Origin of the sequence: Sorangium sp. So ce693, from assembly GCF_051521375.1 — a bacterium.
Classification (GTDB): Bacteria; Myxococcota_A; Polyangia; order Polyangiales; family Polyangiaceae; genus Sorangium; species Sorangium atrum.
In genome coordinates this window covers 1,168,760-1,186,134 of the sequence record NZ_CP150347.1, presented here as the reverse complement: position 1 = coordinate 1,186,134, position 17,375 = coordinate 1,168,760, and the positions used below count along the sequence as shown (strand labels likewise).

Here is a 17,375-nt window from a genome sequence, read left to right as displayed (position 1 = left end):
GCCGTCCCTCACCCGCCATGCTCAATTTTCGCTCTATCCGCTGGAAGATCGCCGCCCTCGTCGCGTCGGTGGCCATCGTGCTGTCGGCGCTGGATCTGTGGCTGATCCCCGAGCACGCCGCGCGGGCGAGCGAGGCCGAGCTGCGCGAGCGCGCCGGGATCCTCGCCACCATGCTGAAGGAGCCCATCGGCGTGGCCATGGACCTCGAGCAGCCGCCGGAGACCTTCCCGGACACCCTGCGCACCGCGATGACCGATCCCCTGGTGAGCTGGGTGTCCGTCTACGACGCGGGGGGGCAGCGCATCGCCGCGATCGGCGCGGCGCAGGCGCCCGAGGGCGCGCGGGGCCGGGGCGACGCCGGCGTCGTCGTCAGCGAGGCCCCGATCCGGTCGCGGAACGGCGATCGCCAGCTCGGGACGCTGGCCGTCGGGCTGCGCAGCGACCGGATCGCCGAGCGCCGCGCCGACGCGCGCAAGACCATCGCCCTGCAATCGGCGGGGATCGCGCTGCTCGGCCTGGGCCTCGCCTGGGTCATCTCGGCGCGCATGACGCGCTCGATGGCGCACATCAAGGAGGCGGCGGACCGGATCGCCCGCGGCGACGTCTCGGCCCGGCTGTCCCTCAGGATCTCCGACGACGAGCTCGGGGACATGGCCAGCGCGTTCGAGCGGATGAACACCCAGCTGCGCGAGCTCCAGGAGACGGCCGCGCGGGTCGCTGGCGGCGACTTCACGTGCAAGATCACCGGCGACGGGGAGCTGTTCGCCGCGTTCCGCTCCATGGTGACGAGCCTCCAGGAGCTCGCCTCGCGGATCGGCAACACCTCGGCGGAGGTCGCGTCGGCCGCCGCCGGCATGTTCTCGTCGGTGCGCGAGCAGGAGACGAGCGCGAGCCAGCAGAACGCGGCGCTCGAGGAGATCCGGCGGACCGTCGAGGCCCTGACCGCCAGCGCGGATCACATCGCGAAGGACGCGACGACCGTGCACGAGATGGCGCAGCGGAGCCTCGTCAGCGTCCAGCACACCGCGGAGCAGACGCGCCTCGTCAGCTCCCACTCGGACCGCATCGGCGAGATCCTGTCCTTGATCCAGAGCATCGCCGACAAGTCGGACCTGCTCGCGCTCAACGCCGCGCTCGAGGGCACGAAGGCCGGCGAGGTGGGGCGCGGGTTCTCGCTCGTGGCCGCCGAGATGCGCCGCCTGTCCGAGCACGTCATGGACTCGGTGCGCGACATCCGGAAGCTGGTGGCGAACATGCACGCGGCCTCCCACGCGTCCGTGCTCGCGACCGAGGACGGGATCAAGCTGGCCCGCGACACGGCCGCGGCCGCCGCGCAGATCTCGGACGCGGTGGACCACCAGCGCGAGGGGACGGCGCGGGTCAAGACGGCGATCGTCGACATCGTCGGGGCGGTGAACGACGCGCTGACGAGCAGCGTGGCCGCGACGCGCTCGGCCGAGTCGCTGCTCCAGCTGTCGCACGTGCTCAAGACGACGGCGAAGGCCTTCCGGGTCAAGCCGCTGGGGGCGAGGGCCGGCAAGCCCGAAAGCGCGGAGGCGGACGCGGATGAGGAGCCGGGCTGATCTCGTCGCCGCGTTCCACCGGACCATGCCGGACCGCGTGGCCCAGGCGACCGACCTGTGGCTCGGCTACGAGCAGGGCCAGAGCGGCAACCTGCAGGTGCTGCGCCGGCTCCTGCACACGCTGAAGGGCGAGGCGCACATGCTCGAGCTCGCCGCGTGCGGCGACCTGGCCGAGCTGGCGGAGGACGTCATCGACGCGGTGCGGGGCGGCGCGCGCCCCACGCAGCTCACCGGCGACAGCCTCCTCGGCGCGCTGGAGGGGCTGGGGCTCCTGTCGGCGAGCCCCCGCGGCGACGCCGCGCCCGAGCTCGAGATCGTGAAGGAGACCCTCCGCGCGGCGCGCGCGGAGCTCGGCGGCAGCGGCCTGCCCGCCGGCGAGCTCGCGCCGCCGCTCGCGCCGCCGCCTGAGTCCGTGCACGAGAGCGTCCTGCCGCCGCGGCTGGACCCGCCCGACGCGCCGCCCGACCCCGCCCAGCCGACCGCCCGCGCGGCCCTCGACGTCGAGGCCGTCGGGGCGCTCTTGCAGGAGCTCCAGCGGCTCCACGGCGAGCGGGAGGTCATCCAGCGGCGCCTCCGCGAGTCCCAGCGCATGCTCCGCGCGCTGCTCGTCGAGATCGACCCCCGGGGCGCGCCGGACCGCTTTGCAGAGCGCATCGCGAAGACGCTCGGCTATGGTGCCGAGATCGAGCGCCTCCTGGGCGCCGTCCGTGCGGACTCGTCCAGCAACGAGTTCGCGGCGGGGCGCGCGCTCGGCGAGCTCGACGAGGTGGTCCGTAGGGCGTCGGTCGTGCGCACCGAGCGCCTGCTGAACCAGGTGTCGCTCGCCGCCCGGAGCGCCGCGCGCATGCTGGGCAAGGACGTCGAGGCGCGGGTCGAGGGGACGGGGCTGCTCGACGCGGCCGTGGAGCGCCGCCTCGAGCCGGCGCTGCTGCACCTCGTGCGCAACGCCATCGACCACGGGATCGAGCCGGCGGACGTCCGGGCGCGCCGCGGCAAGCCCGCGCGCGGGACGGTGGCGGTGACCGTCATCCAGACCGACGCCGCCGTGCGGATCGAGGTGAAGGACGACGGCGGCGGGGTCGACTTCGCCCGCCTGCGCGAGGTGCTCGCGCCCTCGGTCCCGGGCGCCTGGTCCCTCGACGACGCCGAGCTCATCCCGTACCTGTTCGCGCACGGGCTCACGACGAGCCGCAGCGTCGGCGCGATCTCGGGCCGGGGCGTCGGGCTCGACATCGTGGCGCGCGAGATCGGCGCGCTGGGCGGGCAGGTACGGGTCGACTCGAAGCCCGGGCTCGGCACGACCATCCTGCTCGTGGTGCCGAAGAACCTGCACGGCGAGGAGGTCGTCCCCATCTCCAGCGGGCGCTTCCGGTGCGCGGTGCCGACCCACGCCGTGCACTCGGTCGTGCTGCTGGAGGACGAGGAGCTCCTGCACACCCCCGACGGGCCGCGCGTGCGCCTGACCAGCGGCGCCGGCGCCGAGCTCGCGCCGCTGTACGCGCTCGGGGCGGTGCTCGGCGACGGAGGCCAGCCCGAGCCCGGGGACGCGGCGCTCGTGCTGCACCACGCCGCGGGCCTCTTCGCGGTGAGCGTCGGCGGCTACGAGAACCCCCGGCTGGTCGCGCTCGTGCGCTCCGAGGAGATGCCCGTCACCTCGCCGCTCGTGCGCGCGGTGGCGCCGACCGCGGACGGCGAGGCGATGCTGCTCCTCGACGTGGAGCGGCTGTTCGCGTACGCCCGGCAGGCGCCACGGGAGGCGCCCTTCGCCGCCGCCGAGCAGAAGCGGGAGCCGCTCGCGCTGGTCGTGGAGGACGCGCCCGTCGCGCGGGAGCTGCTCTGCGGCATCCTGCGGTCGCTCGGGCTGCGCGTCGAGGAGGCGACCGACGGGCGGGAGGGGCTCGCGCGGGCGCGGGCGGCGCCGCCCGACGTGGTGCTGACCGACCTGGAGATGCCCTACATGAGCGGCCTGGAGCTGGTGGCGGAGCTCAGGCGCTCGCCCGGGCTCGCCCGCGTGCCGGTCGTCGTGCTGACGACGGCGGCGCAGGAGCAGAGCGAGGCCGCGCTGCGCGGGCTCGGCGTGCGGGCGGTGCTGTCGAAGCAGCGGTTCGTCGAGGAGGAGCTGCGCCGGATCATCGCGGCCAGCCTGGGGGGCGCCTGACGACGCGCAGGTCGAGCGCCCCCGCGGCCGTCACTTCGCCGCGGGGGAGGCCCCCGGCAGCGCGACGGAGATCTCGACGCGCCCCGGAGGCAGCTTCGTCTCCCCGAGCGCGGCGGCCGCGGGGTCGTGCTCGGCGTGCCCGACCGCCGACAGCCGGGCCCCTGCCACCGAGCACTTGTCCTGGAGGGTCTGCGTGACGGTCGCCGCCCGGACCGCCGAGAGCTCCCACGGCGTCGGATAGGCGGCCTGCAAGGGCGCAGGGACCGAGGCCGGAGGACCGCTGACCGCGCCGACGCGCAGCGGCGCCTGGCCGCCGCCGCTCGCGGACAGCGCCCCCGACACCTGGCAGAGGAGGGCTTGCCCCTGCGGGCTCACGTCGACCGTGTTGGGGAGGAACACCGCGCTCTCCGAGAGCGCGACGAACGCCTGTCCCTCCGCGACCGCGACCGCCGCGACCCCTTTCTTGACGTGCTTGTCGAGCTTCCCCGCGAGCTCCGCCTTGATCTGCTCGACCCGATCGACGCCCGATTTCTTCGCGGCCTCGGTCTGCTGCCGCTCCGCCTCGCTCTTCTCGATCTGCGCCGTCTTCGCCTGGAGCTCCCCGCGCACCTGGCTCAGCGTCTGTTCGAGCTCTTTGCCCCTCTGGTTCGACTTCCGCTGCTCCTCCAGCAAGAGCACGTGAGCGCGGTGGAGCGGGACGTAATATGCCGCCACGAACGCCGCGGCCGCGACGAGGAGGAGCGCCGGCATCACGCGCATCCAGCGTCGGAAGCTGGACGATCCAGCGCTGTTGCCGGCCCCGATCGCCTCATCCGCGATGTTCATGACTGCCTCCATGCTCCGCCGCCATCGCCGGCGAGAATACCGGCATGGCGAGGATCTCGCCAGCGCCACGGGTCACAGCGTTACAGCTCACACCTCACTCATTGCAAAAATCCGCACCGTCTCGAAAGCACGCGGAGGCTCATGTCGGTGTGTACGGTGCGCGCGCGCCGTGGCATCCTCGTGGGCGCAAGGGAGGACTTTGTATGAAACCGCCGCCCCTTCCGGCCAGGCGCCCGGCGCCGCCCGTTCCGGCAACCGATGATCGCGAGAGTCTCTGGCATGTCGCGATCGCGCCTGACGACATCAAGGTGCTGACGTTGGACAAGCTCGACGACCTGTTCCGTCTCGACGTGATCGACGAGACGACGAAGATATGGCGCCCTGGGATGGCCGCCTGGCAGCCGCTCGGCGTCGTGGCGGGAATCGAGCCGACGTCGCCCGAGCCGGCGCAGGTCCAGGGTCCTCCGCCGAGCGCGGCGCGTCGGGGCCCGCCTCCGCCGCCCCCGCGCGCCCCTGGGCGGCGGAACATGGACTCCGACCATCCGACGCCGGTGGCGTCGAACATGTCCTCCACGATGCCGCTCGGCGCCCCGATGTCGCTCGGCGACACGATGCCGCTGGGAGCGCTGGACGACAGCTCGCCCAACCTCGTGACGCGGACCGAGGTGCAGGCGCCGCCCGCGGCGATGCTCGCGGCGTCTCGGCCCACCTCGCCGCCGTGGATGCCGGCGGCGCGGGAGCCGGAGTCGTTCAACGAGTCGCCCTACGCGGCGCCTCGCGCGCGCGAGACGGGCCGGGCGCAGCGCCTGACGCTGGCGCTGTCGGTCGTGGCGGGGCTGCTCGTGACGCTCTACCGCAATGACGTCCTCCTCGACGCCGCGCGTTCCTCCGGCCATCAGGGTGAGTATCTGAAGATCGAGACCGCGCTCGGCGGGCCCGGCTTCGGGACCCCGCGCTCGATCGAGAAGCTCAGCGTGACCGCAGAGCAGGCGCCGGCGAAGTAATCCCACCGAGATCCAGCGCTCCTTCGAGCGTTGCACGGCACGCGGCATCGCGAGCGCGGCCGCGCTGCGGCGTTCGGCCGCCCTGGCACAGCGACCCAGACACGAAGGCCGCCGAGGCGCAGGCGACGCCACGAGAGCGAGAAGGGCTCGCTCCTCGGCGCCCCGGAGGCTCGTCTCCGGGCGGTGGTCGACTTTGCCCGAGAACGATCACACGGAGACGGGGAGGCGGGGAGATTTACTGAGTTTCTTTCTCCCTGCCTCCCTGCCTCCCCGCCTCCCTGTCCAAAACTGACCAGTCCCCGTCTTCGTCTCGCAAGAGCACCTCCGCGGCGCCACGCGCTGTCAACGGAGGATCGCCCCGAGGCTCGCCGCAACGCAGGTCGCGCTTCGCGCTGGGGCTTCGAGCCGACCGGAGCAGCCATGTCTGCGCCAGGAACGACACAGTGGCTCGTCCGCGCACAATGTCGTCCACCAGTATCGCAAATCAACGTTGTCAGTGCAGACGAGCTCCAGATTTGCTATAGTAAAGACCTTACTCTAATCGGGGAGGGCACTACCGGATCTCATGCGATCCCCGGTTGCACGCCGAAATTTGCCCAACGCGTCCGCCACGCCGTGGCGCGGTGGGCTCTGGTCAGCACCGATATTTGAAATCCCTTGAACAAGACAGGGAGGTGGTCCTATGTCGCCCTTTATCTCACGCAACCTGGCTGTCGTTCTGGCTCAAGTTGGTTTGCTTACCACGGCTTCGTGGAGCCTCACCGGATGTGATCAGGCGGGTCACGTGGACGAGTCGCTCGAATCCGATGCTCAGGCCATCGTCACCGAGGAGGCCGACGAGGCCGACGAGGCCGGTGTTACCGAGGATCTCGGCGATGGCGACGAGGCGTGCTCCGGCGAGGAGCCGACCTTCACCTCGCGCGAGATCGTACGGGATCTCTCGTTTCCGATGCGGATCGTCTGGGGGCCGGACGGCTACCTGTGGCTGACCGAGCGCACCGCGAAGCGGGTCGTGCGCGTGAGGCCGGAGGACGGCCTTCAGAAGACCGCTATCACCATCCCGGAGGCGTTCCAGTCGGGAGGTCAGGACGGGCTGCTGGCCCTGGCGCTGCACCCGGATCTGCTCAAGCACAAAGGGAAGGACTATGTGTACGTGTCCTTCACCTACAACGTCGCGGCAGATCCAGCGGTGGACCGCAGGACGAAGATCCGCCGCTACACGTACAACCGGGCGACCGAGACCCTCGGGAGCCCTGTCGACGTCATCACGGGCCTGCCGGGGAGCGACGATCACAACTCCGCGCGGCTCCTGTTCGGCCCCGATGGGAAGCTCTATTACACCATCGGGGATCAGGGGAACAATCAGTTCGCCAGGATGTGCAACCCGAACCGCGCGCAGGAGCTGCCCACGGCGGCCGAGGTCGCGGCGCACGACTGGTCGAAATACGTCGGCAAGATCCTGCGCTTGAACGTCGATGGCTCGATCCCGAAGGACAACCCGAAGATCGACGGGGTCCGCAGCCATATCTACTCGTACGGCCATCGCAACGCGCAGGGCCTCACGTTCGGCCGGGGCGACAAGCTCTACGCGAACGAGCACGGGCCGAAGAGCGACGACGAGCTGAACCTCATCCAGGCCGGCAAGAACTATGGCTGGCCGTACGTCGCCGGCTACAAGGACGACCAGGCGTACACGTACGACAACTGGTCGGCCTCGAGCCCGACGCCGTGCAACGAGCTCTCCTGGAGCGACTTCGCTCCTCCCCCGTCCGTGCCGCGGCAGCTGGAGAGCGCCTTCAGCCATCCGGACTTCAAGGAGCCGCTCCTCACCTTCTACACCGTCCCCAACGACTACGTCTTCTTCGACTGGGCGTGCGGGTTCAGCCAGTACATCTGCTGGCCGACGATCGCGCCCTCCTCGCTCCACTACTACCCTGCCGGGCACGGCATCCGCGGGTGGGGGCACTCTCTCCTGATGACCTCCCTCAAGAAGGGCGCTGTGTACCAGGTGAAGCTGAGCCCGAACGGGAAGTCCGTGGAGGGCGAGCCCGTCGTCCTCTTCCAGACCACGAACCGGTACCGCGATCTCGCGATGAGCCCGGATCGCAAGACCTTCTACATCATCACGGACACCACGGGGAACACGAGCGGGCCGACCGGCGGCGTCACGACGGTCCTGGACAACCCGGGGGCGATCCTCGAGTTCAAGTACACGACATCGCACTGAGCCAGCAGACGTCGGGCGCGGGCGCGGGCGCGCCCGCGCTCAGGCGCTCGCGGGCGCCCTGTGGAGCTGCAGCAGGTCCCTCGACGGCGCCCTGCCGGCCAGCGCAGCCGCGCAGGGCGCGTCCTCGGCGGCCACGAGGTCAATCAACGTTCGTGCCGCCGGCCCGCCCCGGATCCCGAGAGGCCAAGCGCGCCTGAACCCCGGCTCTCCGGCGCTGCCCCGCGCCGGCCGACGCGCAATCACGGCGTAGGAGTGCAAACGGTGCGCGCGCCCGAAACGGATAGCGCGGCAGCCCTGTGTGTCAGTAGAATGGAGGATCCTTGAACTCTGAATGAGGTCGAAGTGGAAAATCATACCATGGTCAAACGAGGGCGCTTTGCCCGGTTTCACCGTTCCATCTCGCTCGCCCTGATCTCTCTGAGCGTCGCTTGCGGCCAGGCACCGGCTGGCGACGGCAACGGCAACGGCAACGCGGCGCCGCCCCCGTCCCTGATCGGGGATGTGTCGTTCTCCACGCCCAGCCAGACGTTCAGGGATCAGATCCAGGTGGGCATGTCCACGGCGATCGAGGGGGCCGAGATCCGCTACACGCTGGACGGGCTGCTGCCGACAGCGTCCTCCACGTTGTACACGGGCGAGCCCGTGCCCCTCACCGCCACGACGCAGGTCCGCGCTCAGGCGTTCGTGGGAGGCGCCGCGACCGGCGCGGTGAGCACCGGCCTCTACATCGCGCGCACCATCGACGCGACGTCCGATATTCCCATCGTGATCGTGGACGGTTACGGCATGGGCAAGCCGACCGACAAGGAGGTCTACTTCGACGCGGCGGTGATGATCTGGGAGCCGGTCGACGGCGTGGCGTCGATCGCCTCGCTGCCCACGATGGCGATGCGCGGCGGGTATCACGTGCGCGGTCAATCGTCGCAGAACTTCCCGCAAACGCCGTACAAGCTCGAGCTGTGGGACAACGACGACAAGGACCTCGACTACCCCGTGCTGGGCATGCCCGCCGACTCGGACTGGGCGCTGATCCCGCCCTACTACGACCGCACGTTGATCCGGAATCCGTTCACGTTCACCCTGGGCCGCGACATGGGCCTCCAGGCGCCGCGCGTCGAGTTCGCCGAGGTCTATCTGAACTACGACGCGCGCGCCATCGGCGAGGCGGATTACCAGGGCATCTACTGGGTCTCGGAGACCATCAAGAACAACAAGGTCCGCACCGATCTCAAGGAGCTCAAGGAGACGGACCGGGGACTGCCGGACATCAGCGGCGGCTACATCTTCAAGTTCGACCAGGCGGCCGCCGAGGAGCCGAAGCTCGCCTGCACCGGCTCGGATCCGCTCCCGTCGTTCGGCGGGTTCGGCGGCCCCCGCCCCGACGAGGGCGGCACGTGCTGGATCGATCTCGAGGTCGTGGATCCCGATCCCCTGAACGACGAGCAGAAGACCTGGCTGACGCAGTACATCCAGGAGTTCCACGACAGCGTCCATCAGACGCCGATCGGCGATTACTCGTCGTACATCGACGTGCCGTCGTTCATCGACTACCTGATCATCAGCGAGCTGACGCTCAACGTGGACGCTTACGTGCGGAGCGCCTATTACTTCAAGGATCGCGATCAGAAGCTCAAGGCCGGCCCGCTGTGGGATTACAACTTCGCGCTCGGCGGCGTGGGCGCCCAGAGCGCGACGCCGCAATCGGGCGACGACACCGGCTGGCGCTTCAGCGGCACGAGAAACGTCAACAACTGGTATCAGAAGCTCACCGCGGATCCGAGCTTCATGGCGCAGGTGAAGGCGCGTTACACGGCGCTCCGCCAGACGCACCTGTCCGAGGCCGCGATCGAGGAGCGCATGAACGGGCTGAGCGCGCCGATCTCGCAGGCCGTCGTCCGCGACTTCGCCAAGTGGCCTGTGTCGGACGTCATCGAGTCGAGCGAGGGCTTCCTCGGCGGCCCGACCGCGCCGACGTGGGAGGGGCAGCTGCAGGGCATGCGCGACTTCCTGCGGGCCCGACTCGCCTGGATGGACGCCAACCTGCCGTGACGCGGCGCGAGCGGCCGCGCAGATGGCGCGGCCCTCCTCGACCGTGCGCGAGGTGCTAGCTGCGCTGCAGCCGGCTCACGGCGAACGCGCCGTCGCCGAGGAAGGCCTGCGCGCCGAGCGCGATCATCAGGAAGGCGACGTACTCCCAGCCGCCCCCCTGACCGGCGAACATCCAGCCGTTCGGCAGGTGCACGAGCAACGCGCCGATCATCACCGGCAGGAGCAAGAGCGAGACCAGGCGAGTCCTGAGCCCGGCGAGGAGCGCCGCGCCGCCGAGCAGCTCGGCGAGAAACACCGGATACGCCGTCCAGCCCGGAAAGCCGCTCGCCGCGAAGAACGCGACGGTGCCCGGCAGCGTGTACACGAGCGGCTTGGCGAGCGCGTGCGCCAGGAACACGGCGCCCAGCCCGAGGCGCAACGTCAGCGCGGCCAGCTCGGCCGAGCGGGGAACGGAGAGGATCGTGTCGACACGGTTCATGGGTGATGCCTCCATGACCCGAGGAGTAAGCCCTGGCGCCGCGCCACGGTAGAGCGCGCCCGGGAACGAATTGTTCTCGGGGGAGAACGATCTGCCGCTACGCCCACGAGATCCCGCGGAACGCGGCCGCCAGGTGCTCGACGAGCCGCCGCACCCGCGCGGGCGGGCGCCGGCCGGCCGCGTGCACCGCGTAGATGCCCATGGGCCGGGGCGCGAACGCGTCGAGCAGCGTGACAAGGCGCCCGGCCGCGAGGTCCTCGTCGACCATGAAGCGCGGCAGCACCGCGAGGCCGATCCCGGACACGGCCGCCTCGCGGAGCGCCGTCCCGTTGCTCGCCGTCAGCGGGCCGGAGACGGGGACGGAGATGCGCCCGCCGGCCCCGTAGAAGCGCCACTCGTCCTCGACGCGCAGGTGGAGGTAGCGCAGGCAGTCGTGGCGCAGGAGATCCCCCGGCTGCTCGGGCCGCCCCCGCCGCTCGAGGTAGCCCGGCGCGCCGACCACGTGCAGCGCCGTCGTGGCGAGCTGGCGCGCGACGAGGCTCGAGTCCTTGAGCTTCGTGATCCGGATGGCCAGGTCGACGCGCTCCTCCACCAGGTCGACGAGCCGGTCGTTCAGCATGAGCTCGACGTGCGCGCCCGGGCTCGCCCGGAGGAACCGCGCGAGCGGCTCCGCCAGGTACATCTGCGCGAAGCTGACCGGCGCGTTGAGCCGGATGCGGCCCCGGTCGGCGTCGGACGCGCCCCGGACCGCGGCGGCGGCCTCCTCGAGCACGCGCGCGCAGCGCGAATACAGGTTCATGCCGGCGTCCGTGACGGTGAGCTTGCGCGTGGTGCGCACGAGCAGGCGCTCGCCGAGGCGCTCCTCCAGGCGCGCGACCCGGGTGCTCACCATCGACTTCGACACCCCGAGCTCCGCCGCGGCCGCGGTGAACGAGCGGCGCTCCACGACGCGCGCGAAGCACAGCAGGGCGGGCAGATCGTCGAAGAGCGGGTCGACCATGCGCCCACTGTGCACGGCGGGGCGGATTGTTCGCAACGGCGAACATCCGGGGTCGGCGTCGCCCGCGGTCGCCCGGCGAACGCGGCGCCGTGTGGCGGACGGCCGGGGCCTCTTCGCGGAGCGCGATGCTCAGAGGAGACCAGACGACAACGCCGAGACGCTCCCATGGCCGAGTGACGCGGTGCGCGACCGCCGTACGCCTAGCGCGCGGATCGGCACCCCGCTATAAACGAACAAACCACGAGAGAGGGGGTTTCATGGCCAGCTCATTCAACTACCTGAGCACGAGCGTCGACGTCTCGTCCGTATCGTTCGACGCGATCAGCAAGTACATGCAGGTGCTCCTCCTGCGGAACTTCGCGACGGGGACCTGGGTCTTCAGCAAGGGCGCGATGCAGTCCGTCAAGGGGTGCGTGCTCGCGTCCCCGTCCCTGCCGGACGACAGGGGTCAGACCGACCAGGACTATGTGCACCACTGGATCCGGGACGCGGCCATCTGCATTCCGGAGGCGCTCGACAACCCGGTCTTCATGGCGCGGAACATCTGCGAGGATTACACGATGTTCTCGGCGCTGTGCCAGGAGAACGCCGAGCGAGCGAGCAGGTTCGCGCTGGCGTGCTTCCACATCGACGGCACCGTGCGCGACAACTGGACCTCGCAGACGGATGGCCCGGCGCACCGCATCCTGTCGCTCCTCGCCATCGAGGATCGGCTGTCGCTGCAGGCGCTCGCCACGGCCAGGTCCATCATCGAGAAGGACACCCGGTACCTCCTCTCGGCGTACAAGGAACAGACGCACAACCTCTGGGAGGAGACGGCCGGATTCAGCTTCTATGCCCGCTCCGTGCAGCGGAAGGCGTTCCTCTCGCTGATCGGCCGCGCCGACGAGCTCGGGCTCTCTCCGTACACCAACGACATGTGGGCGGCGGCAGAGTGGCTGGGCAGCCAGATGGCGACGCACCAGGGCACCTACGACGGGCAGCCGTACTACGCGTCCATCACCGGACCGAACGGCAAACCCAGCGATGGCAGGGGAGCGACGCTCAACGTGGATGTCGTCATGTCGGTCGTCTACGGATCCACGAGCTGCGCGGACCCGGTGCTGCTCTCGACGGCTGCGCTGGTGCGCGAGGCGTTCGTCCAGGGCGACCTGCGGTACCGCATCAACGACGCCGATCGGGCGCTGCCTCGGAGCAGGGGGCCGATGATCGGGCGGTACCCGGAGGATACGTACGACGGCAACCAGTCGGATGCTGGTCCGGACGCCGGTCACCCGTGGGCGCTCACGACGTGCAACTTCGCGGAGCTCTACTTCATGCTCGCGGCGAAGATCAAGAGCTCCCCGGGCGCCGTGGTCGTGAACGCCACGACGCAGAAGTTCTTCGCGCAGGTGGGCGTGAGCGATCCCGCCGATCCGGACATCGCGGCGAAGCTGATCGACGCGGGCGACAGGATGCTGGAGGCGGTGATCTACCACTCCGATCGCCTCCAGCTGAGCGAGCAGTTCGATCGCGACAACGGGTATGAGTGCAGCGTGAGCGATCTGAGCTGGAGCTACGCCGCCTTCCGCAGCGCTGTCAGGGCGCGCGAGTCCGCCGTGGGAGATTTTCCGAGCCGCCACGGGTAGCCCGAGCGCGGCGCGCCCGTACCGGTTTCCGCCCACCTCAGCCCCATGCCGAGCAGAGCGGCGGTCTCCCGCACAGGAGACGGGCCCAGATCGGCGTTTTCGGCGCGCAAGCGCACTCCGGTGCGCTGAGCACCGAAAACGTCGAGGTGGGCCCGTATCCGAAGCGGGTGACCGCCGCTCTAGAGCGAATCCTGACGGTTGAGCACGGCGTTGAAGACGACCGCCGGCACCCGCAGGCGCTCGTCGCCCTCGTAGAGCTGGCGCAGCTCGGCGAAGCGCGCGTCGGGCGCTCGGGTGATCGCGGCGAGCCGGTCGAACAGCGCGAGCTGGTCGTCCCGCAGCGGCTCGTCGGGTCCGATTCCGATCATCGCACCCCAGTCGTCCCACGGCAGCATCTCCATGTTGTTGAGCGCTGCGAAATCGCGCAGGACGTTGCCGCTGATGAACCAGAACCCGCGCATGTCGAACATACCGAACCTCGACGGATCGGCCTCCCCGGCGCGGCACTGCGCCCAGGCGTCGCCCGCGATCACGAAGCGGCGGCGCGGCACGTCGAGCACATCGAAGTCGGGCTTCAGCGCCGCCCGCTGAACGTCGTCGATCTGCGCGTCGACGAGGACCCAGCGCGCCTCGGCGGCGTTCCAGTACTCGCAGACCCAGTGGTCCACGAGGTCGACGGCGTGGAAATAGCCGCCGAAGCCGCAGCGGGCGCGGGCAGGGATCCCCTTGGCGCGCAGCAGGGCGACCAGGAGCACCGTGAAGTCACGGCAGGTGCCGACGAGGCGCGTGTCGAGCGGCCGGGCGGCGGAGAGCGGCCGATCGTCGTGGGCGAAGAGGCGATCCAGCATCCGGTCCGTCGGGCGGAGGTGAGACTCGCCGCGGCGCTCGTCCGAGAGCTCCACGCCATAGGCCTGCGCCCAGTGCAGGTGCAGCAAGAGGCCCTGTACGACGCGCACGAGCGAGGCCACGTCGCCCGGCAGCTCGTCGAACCTGGGCGCGTGCGCGCCGCCGGACGTCATCGCCGCAGGGCGCGTGTAGAAGTCGAGGATCTCTCGGGGGGTCGTCATCGTTCGTTCTCCACGAGGTGAACCGTCCGGGAGACGGTGTCGTCTGCCCGGAGATCTCTAGATGAAGACGGGAGGAATATCGACCTCTTCGAGCTGAAGAACGTCCGGTGGGCCGTATTCCGTGTCCACGCTCGCCTTCATGTGCCTCCTCGAAGCTGGCAAAGACCGATGGCGCCCTCGCCAGCCGTCCCCTCGCCGGAGAAGGGCTGATCAGCAGGTGAGGCGCCGCGGGGCGCACGCTCGCGTACCTGTCGGTCCTCCTTCATCTTCCGACGACAGCACGGTTCCGCCGCGACCGGTCCGATGTTCACCGCTCGCGGTGAGCCCCTGGACGAGGCAGCGATCGCGCAACAGGAACCCGCCCTCGCTGCCGCCGGCCGCGCAGCGTTCGCCCGTTCGCCCGATGCGGCGCTGGACAGCGCGGCGCCGCTCGGGGAACACTCGGGCATATGGGATACGAGGGGGACGACGGTAGCGCTCAGCTGGCTCGCCGCCTGGAGGCGATGGAGCAGGAAATGGAATCGCTGCGGGCGGACGCACGCAGATGGCGCGCGCTGATGGCGGCGCGCTGCTTCAGCGTGTCGATCCACCACTCCGTCGGCAGGACCCACGCCGTCAATCCCGGCTGGGAAGCGCTCTGGCGGGCCCCAGCCGAGGCTTTCTTGCAAATGAACTACAACATGCTGGAGGACCCGCAGCTCGTCGAGAACGGCATCATGCCGCACGTCGAGCGGTTCTTTGGCGGCGAGGAGGTCGCGATCCCGCCGATCAGCTACGACACCGATCTCGTCGATGAGCTCACGGGCAAGGCGGGCGGAGCGGTGTGGGTCTGCTCCTTCGGCGTGCCGGTGCCCGACGCACGGGACGGCTTCGAGGGCGTGCTGTTCCAGTTCGCCGTCCCGGAGGCGGCCGATATCCAGCACAAATACGAGGCCCTGATCGAGGAGCAGCGGGCGCTCCAGGCGTCGCTGGAGGCGCGGAACCGGGAGCTCGAAGAGACGGTGCGGGTGATCGCGGCGCAGCGGGACGCGATCCAGGCGATGAGCGTCCCGGTGATCCGCGTCGCGGACGGCGTGCTCTGCCTCCCCATCGTGGGCATGATCGACGACGCGCGGGCCAGCGCGCTCCTCGAGCGCCTGCTCGAGGCGATCGCCGCGCAGCAGGCGGCGCAGGTGCTGCTCGACATCACCGGCGTGCCGGCGCTCGACGCCCGGGCCGCCGCGCAGCTCGTCGGGGCGGCGTCCGCAGCGCGGCTCCTCGGCGCGTCCTGCACCCTGGTGGGCGTCTCGCCCGCGCTGGCGCAGACGCTTGTCGAGCTCGGCGTCGACCTCGGCGGCCTCGACACCGCGGCGACGCTGGCCGAGGGGCTGACCCGGGCCCTCGCCGCGCGCCGCGGGGCGGCGCAGCGGAGCGCGGCGGTCGCGGCGCGCGCGCCCGAGCGAGGCGAACGGGGAGCGGCGCATCGGCCGGCGGCGCTGCCCCCTGGAGAGGGTCCCTCCCGCAGGCGGTGAGCGCTCGTCCGGCTACGGCGCCGTCAACCAGATGGAGAACGGCGGGTAGGTGAGGTTCAGGCCGCGCCGCGTCCCGTGCAGCGCAAGGCCGGCGCGCGAGCAGAAAACTTAATCGGTTCATAATTCACCGCCGTGAGCGGACGGCGCGCCCCGCCCGACCCGGGATCGCGGCCGTGGAGGCGCCGGGGCGCCATGGCCGGCGCGGCGAACCGCGGGGGCGCGGGCGGCGCTCCTTCGGCTGGCCTCCGGCCCCTGGCTCCTGCGACGCAGTCGTGGCGATCTGGCGACGGCATGCACGCCTTGCATGAGGTCCATGATGCATTCGAGTTGGAAGGGCGCCAACCGTCGCCATAAACACTCCCCGTCGCACCGATACGACGCGGGGGGCGCGAAGCGTCGAGACGCTCGGGGCGACAGGAGAAGCAACCAGTGCGCGCACCTGTATATGCTTTGCTCTCATTATGCTTGGTCGCCTGCAGCGTGGAGGGCTACGACGAGACCTCCGAGGAGATCGGCGCGGCGGATGACGCGCTGATCGGGGGGCGACCGGCGCTCGAATCGGAGTATCCGTCGACGGTCCTCGGCCCGGGATGCACCGCGGCGAAGGTCGGACCGCGCCACTTCCTCACCGCCGCTCACTGCGTGGATGACGAGTACAACGCCACCGTGTCCCCGAGCTACGGGCCAGGCGGCTCCTACTGGGTCAGCGCCACCAACACGCCCCCGATTTGGCCCTACGTCGAGCTGACGATCGAGCAGACGTACATCCACCCGCAGTGGCTCGCGGACTGCGCCGCCGCGCTGGCGGGGGGAGCGACCGATTGCGCGGTCAACGTCCTGAACCCGGGGCACACGCCCGACCTCGCGCTCGTCGTCGTCAACGAGCTCTCGCCGACGATCCCGGCGGCCGTGGTGGACGGGGCGCCGGTCGCGGTGGGGGATCCCGTCGTGGCGACCGGCTACGGCTGCGAGGACCCGAGCGGCTCGGGCGGCGGTCTCTTCAAGCTCCAGGAGCTCACCGCGTCGGCCTCCTCGATCCTGAATCACCCCGGCTCCTACGTCTCCGGCCAGGACATCATCGACGTCGCGGCGGCGTACGTGCTCACGCCGGGCTACGCCAGCAGCACGAGCTACGCCAGCCTGTGCCCCGGCGACTCGGGCGGCCCGCTCTATCGCCAGAGCGCGACCGACCTCGTGGTCGTGGGCGTCAACGCCTATTACACGTTCCCGTCCGGCTGGAGCGGCCCGGCCCCCTCGCAGACCAACTGGCACACGCGGCTCGACACCGCGGCGCGCTACCCGGTGACGACGTGGCTCCAGGGCCTCGGCGTGAACGTGATCAACGGCGGCACCGCGCCGACCTGCACCGACGGCGTCAAGAACGGCACCGAGACGGACGTCGACTGCGGCGGCACGTGCACGGCCGACTGCGCGAACGGCAAGGCGTGCGTCACCGGCGCGGACTGCACGAGCCAGAGCTGCGTGGCCGGCGTCTGCCAGCCCAGCACCGGGACGGCGCCGTGCAGCAGCCTGTGCACGGGCCCCACCGTGTACTCGAGCGCGAGCTACAGCTCGGGCAACCTCGGCACCGGCGCGCGCTGCTTCGAGACCACGGCGAGCCTGAGCGGCGCCAACTGCGGCAACTTCGCGGGCGGCCGCACGTTCGCGGTCAACGGCACGAGCGTGACGTGCAACGGCGGCAACATCACCCTGCCCGCGAAGCGGAACGGCGGATACTGCTTCCAGGCCTCCGCCGGAAACGAGGCGTGGGCCTACTTCACCAGCTGGTAGAGGGAGACGCGCAGCGAGCGAACCGCGGCCGCCCCCGCCCGGGGCGCGGCCGCG

General features: G+C 70.7%; 12 protein-coding genes. 8 read left to right on the top strand and 4 right to left on the bottom strand.

Annotated features, from left to right (window positions below; genetic code table 11):
- The first annotated feature begins 17 nt into the window (after positions 1 to 17).
- Entirely contained in the window at positions 18 to 1,583 is a 1,566-nt protein-coding gene (locus WMF14_RS04490) for a methyl-accepting chemotaxis protein (protein WP_437798959.1), read from the top strand.
- The gene (locus WMF14_RS04485) at positions 1,567 to 3,741 is read left to right on the top strand and encodes a response regulator (RefSeq protein ID WP_437798957.1); all 2,175 of its coding nucleotides are present in this window, start codon (positions 1,567 to 1,569) and stop codon (positions 3,739 to 3,741) included. The genes WMF14_RS04490 and WMF14_RS04485 overlap by 17 nt, the downstream gene beginning before the upstream one ends.
- 30 nt (positions 3,742 to 3,771) lie before the next feature.
- Here the strand turns inward: WMF14_RS04485 and WMF14_RS04480 are convergent, their stop codons facing one another.
- The gene (locus WMF14_RS04480) at positions 3,772 to 4,566 is read right to left on the bottom strand and encodes a hypothetical protein (RefSeq protein WP_272097889.1); all 795 of its coding nucleotides are present in this window, start codon (positions 4,564 to 4,566) and stop codon (positions 3,772 to 3,774) included.
- A 308-nt stretch (positions 4,567 to 4,874) separates the two neighbouring features.
- Here WMF14_RS04480 and WMF14_RS04475 point away from each other — a divergent pair, with 308 nt between their 5' ends.
- From WMF14_RS04475 to WMF14_RS04465, 3 genes are all read left to right on the top strand, one after another.
- A complete protein-coding gene (locus WMF14_RS04475; protein ID WP_437798955.1) occupies positions 4,875 to 5,570 on the top strand; it encodes a DUF4339 domain-containing protein in 696 nt (231 codons plus the stop codon).
- A 784-nt stretch (positions 5,571 to 6,354) separates the two neighbouring features.
- The gene (locus tag WMF14_RS04470; RefSeq protein WP_437798954.1) at positions 6,355 to 7,797 is read left to right on the top strand and encodes a glucose/sorbosone family PQQ-dependent dehydrogenase; all 1,443 of its coding nucleotides are present in this window, start codon (positions 6,355 to 6,357) and stop codon (positions 7,795 to 7,797) included.
- Between the two features lie 357 nt (positions 7,798 to 8,154).
- Positions 8,155 to 9,846, top strand: a complete 1,692-nt coding sequence (locus WMF14_RS04465) for a CotH kinase family protein (RefSeq protein WP_437798952.1) — start codon at positions 8,155 to 8,157, stop codon at positions 9,844 to 9,846.
- A gap of 55 nt (positions 9,847 to 9,901) precedes the next feature.
- On the opposite strand, the gene WMF14_RS04460 is transcribed toward WMF14_RS04465, so the two are convergent.
- Positions 9,902 to 10,324, bottom strand: a complete 423-nt coding sequence (locus WMF14_RS04460; protein ID WP_272097884.1) for a DoxX family protein — start codon at positions 10,322 to 10,324, stop codon at positions 9,902 to 9,904.
- Positions 10,325 to 10,421: 97 nt separating this feature from the next.
- A complete protein-coding gene (locus WMF14_RS04455) occupies positions 10,422 to 11,324 on the bottom strand; it encodes a LysR family transcriptional regulator (protein WP_272097883.1) in 903 nt (300 codons plus the stop codon).
- 257 nt (positions 11,325 to 11,581) lie between these two features.
- On the opposite strand from WMF14_RS04455, the gene WMF14_RS04450 reads away from it, so the two are divergent.
- Complete coding sequence (locus WMF14_RS04450; protein ID WP_437798951.1) at positions 11,582 to 12,952, top strand: glycoside hydrolase family 15 protein; 1,371 nt, start codon at positions 11,582 to 11,584, stop codon at positions 12,950 to 12,952.
- A 179-nt stretch (positions 12,953 to 13,131) separates the two neighbouring features.
- Here the strand turns inward: WMF14_RS04450 and WMF14_RS04445 are convergent, their stop codons facing one another.
- Positions 13,132 to 14,019: a transglutaminase-like domain-containing protein gene (locus tag WMF14_RS04445; RefSeq protein ID WP_437798950.1), complete on the bottom strand. Its 888-nt coding sequence runs from the start codon at positions 14,017 to 14,019 to the stop codon at positions 13,132 to 13,134.
- A 668-nt stretch (positions 14,020 to 14,687) separates the two neighbouring features.
- Here WMF14_RS04445 and WMF14_RS04440 point away from each other — a divergent pair.
- Positions 14,688 to 15,530 (top strand): STAS domain-containing protein, encoded by an 843-nt coding sequence (locus tag WMF14_RS04440; RefSeq protein WP_437798949.1) that lies wholly within the window; start codon positions 14,688 to 14,690, stop codon positions 15,528 to 15,530.
- Between the two features lie 465 nt (positions 15,531 to 15,995).
- Complete coding sequence (locus tag WMF14_RS04435; protein ID WP_437798948.1) at positions 15,996 to 17,321, top strand: trypsin-like serine protease; 1,326 nt, start codon at positions 15,996 to 15,998, stop codon at positions 17,319 to 17,321.
- Positions 17,322 to 17,375 lie beyond the last annotated feature (54 nt).

Excerpts from the sequence above, each read along its gene's own strand:
- WMF14_RS04490 (WP_437798959.1), top strand. The coding sequence starts at position 18 with ATGCTCAATTTTCGCTCTATCCGCTGGAAGATCGCCGCCCTCGTCGCG.
- WMF14_RS04485 (WP_437798957.1), top strand. The coding sequence starts at position 1,567 with ATGAGGAGCCGGGCTGATCTCGTCGCCGCGTTCCACCGGACCATGCCG.
- WMF14_RS04480 (WP_272097889.1), bottom strand. The coding sequence starts at position 4,566 with ATGAACATCGCGGATGAGGCGATCGGGGCCGGCAACAGCGCTGGATCG.
- WMF14_RS04465 (WP_437798952.1), top strand. The coding sequence starts at position 8,155 with ATGGTCAAACGAGGGCGCTTTGCCCGGTTTCACCGTTCCATCTCGCTC.
- WMF14_RS04460 (WP_272097884.1), bottom strand. The coding sequence starts at position 10,324 with ATGAACCGTGTCGACACGATCCTCTCCGTTCCCCGCTCGGCCGAGCTG.
- WMF14_RS04455 (WP_272097883.1), bottom strand. The coding sequence starts at position 11,324 with ATGGTCGACCCGCTCTTCGACGATCTGCCCGCCCTGCTGTGCTTCGCG.
- WMF14_RS04450 (WP_437798951.1), top strand. The coding sequence starts at position 11,582 with ATGGCCAGCTCATTCAACTACCTGAGCACGAGCGTCGACGTCTCGTCC.
- WMF14_RS04445 (WP_437798950.1), bottom strand. The coding sequence starts at position 14,019 with ATGACGACCCCCCGAGAGATCCTCGACTTCTACACGCGCCCTGCGGCG.
- WMF14_RS04440 (WP_437798949.1), top strand. The coding sequence starts at position 14,688 with ATGAACTACAACATGCTGGAGGACCCGCAGCTCGTCGAGAACGGCATC.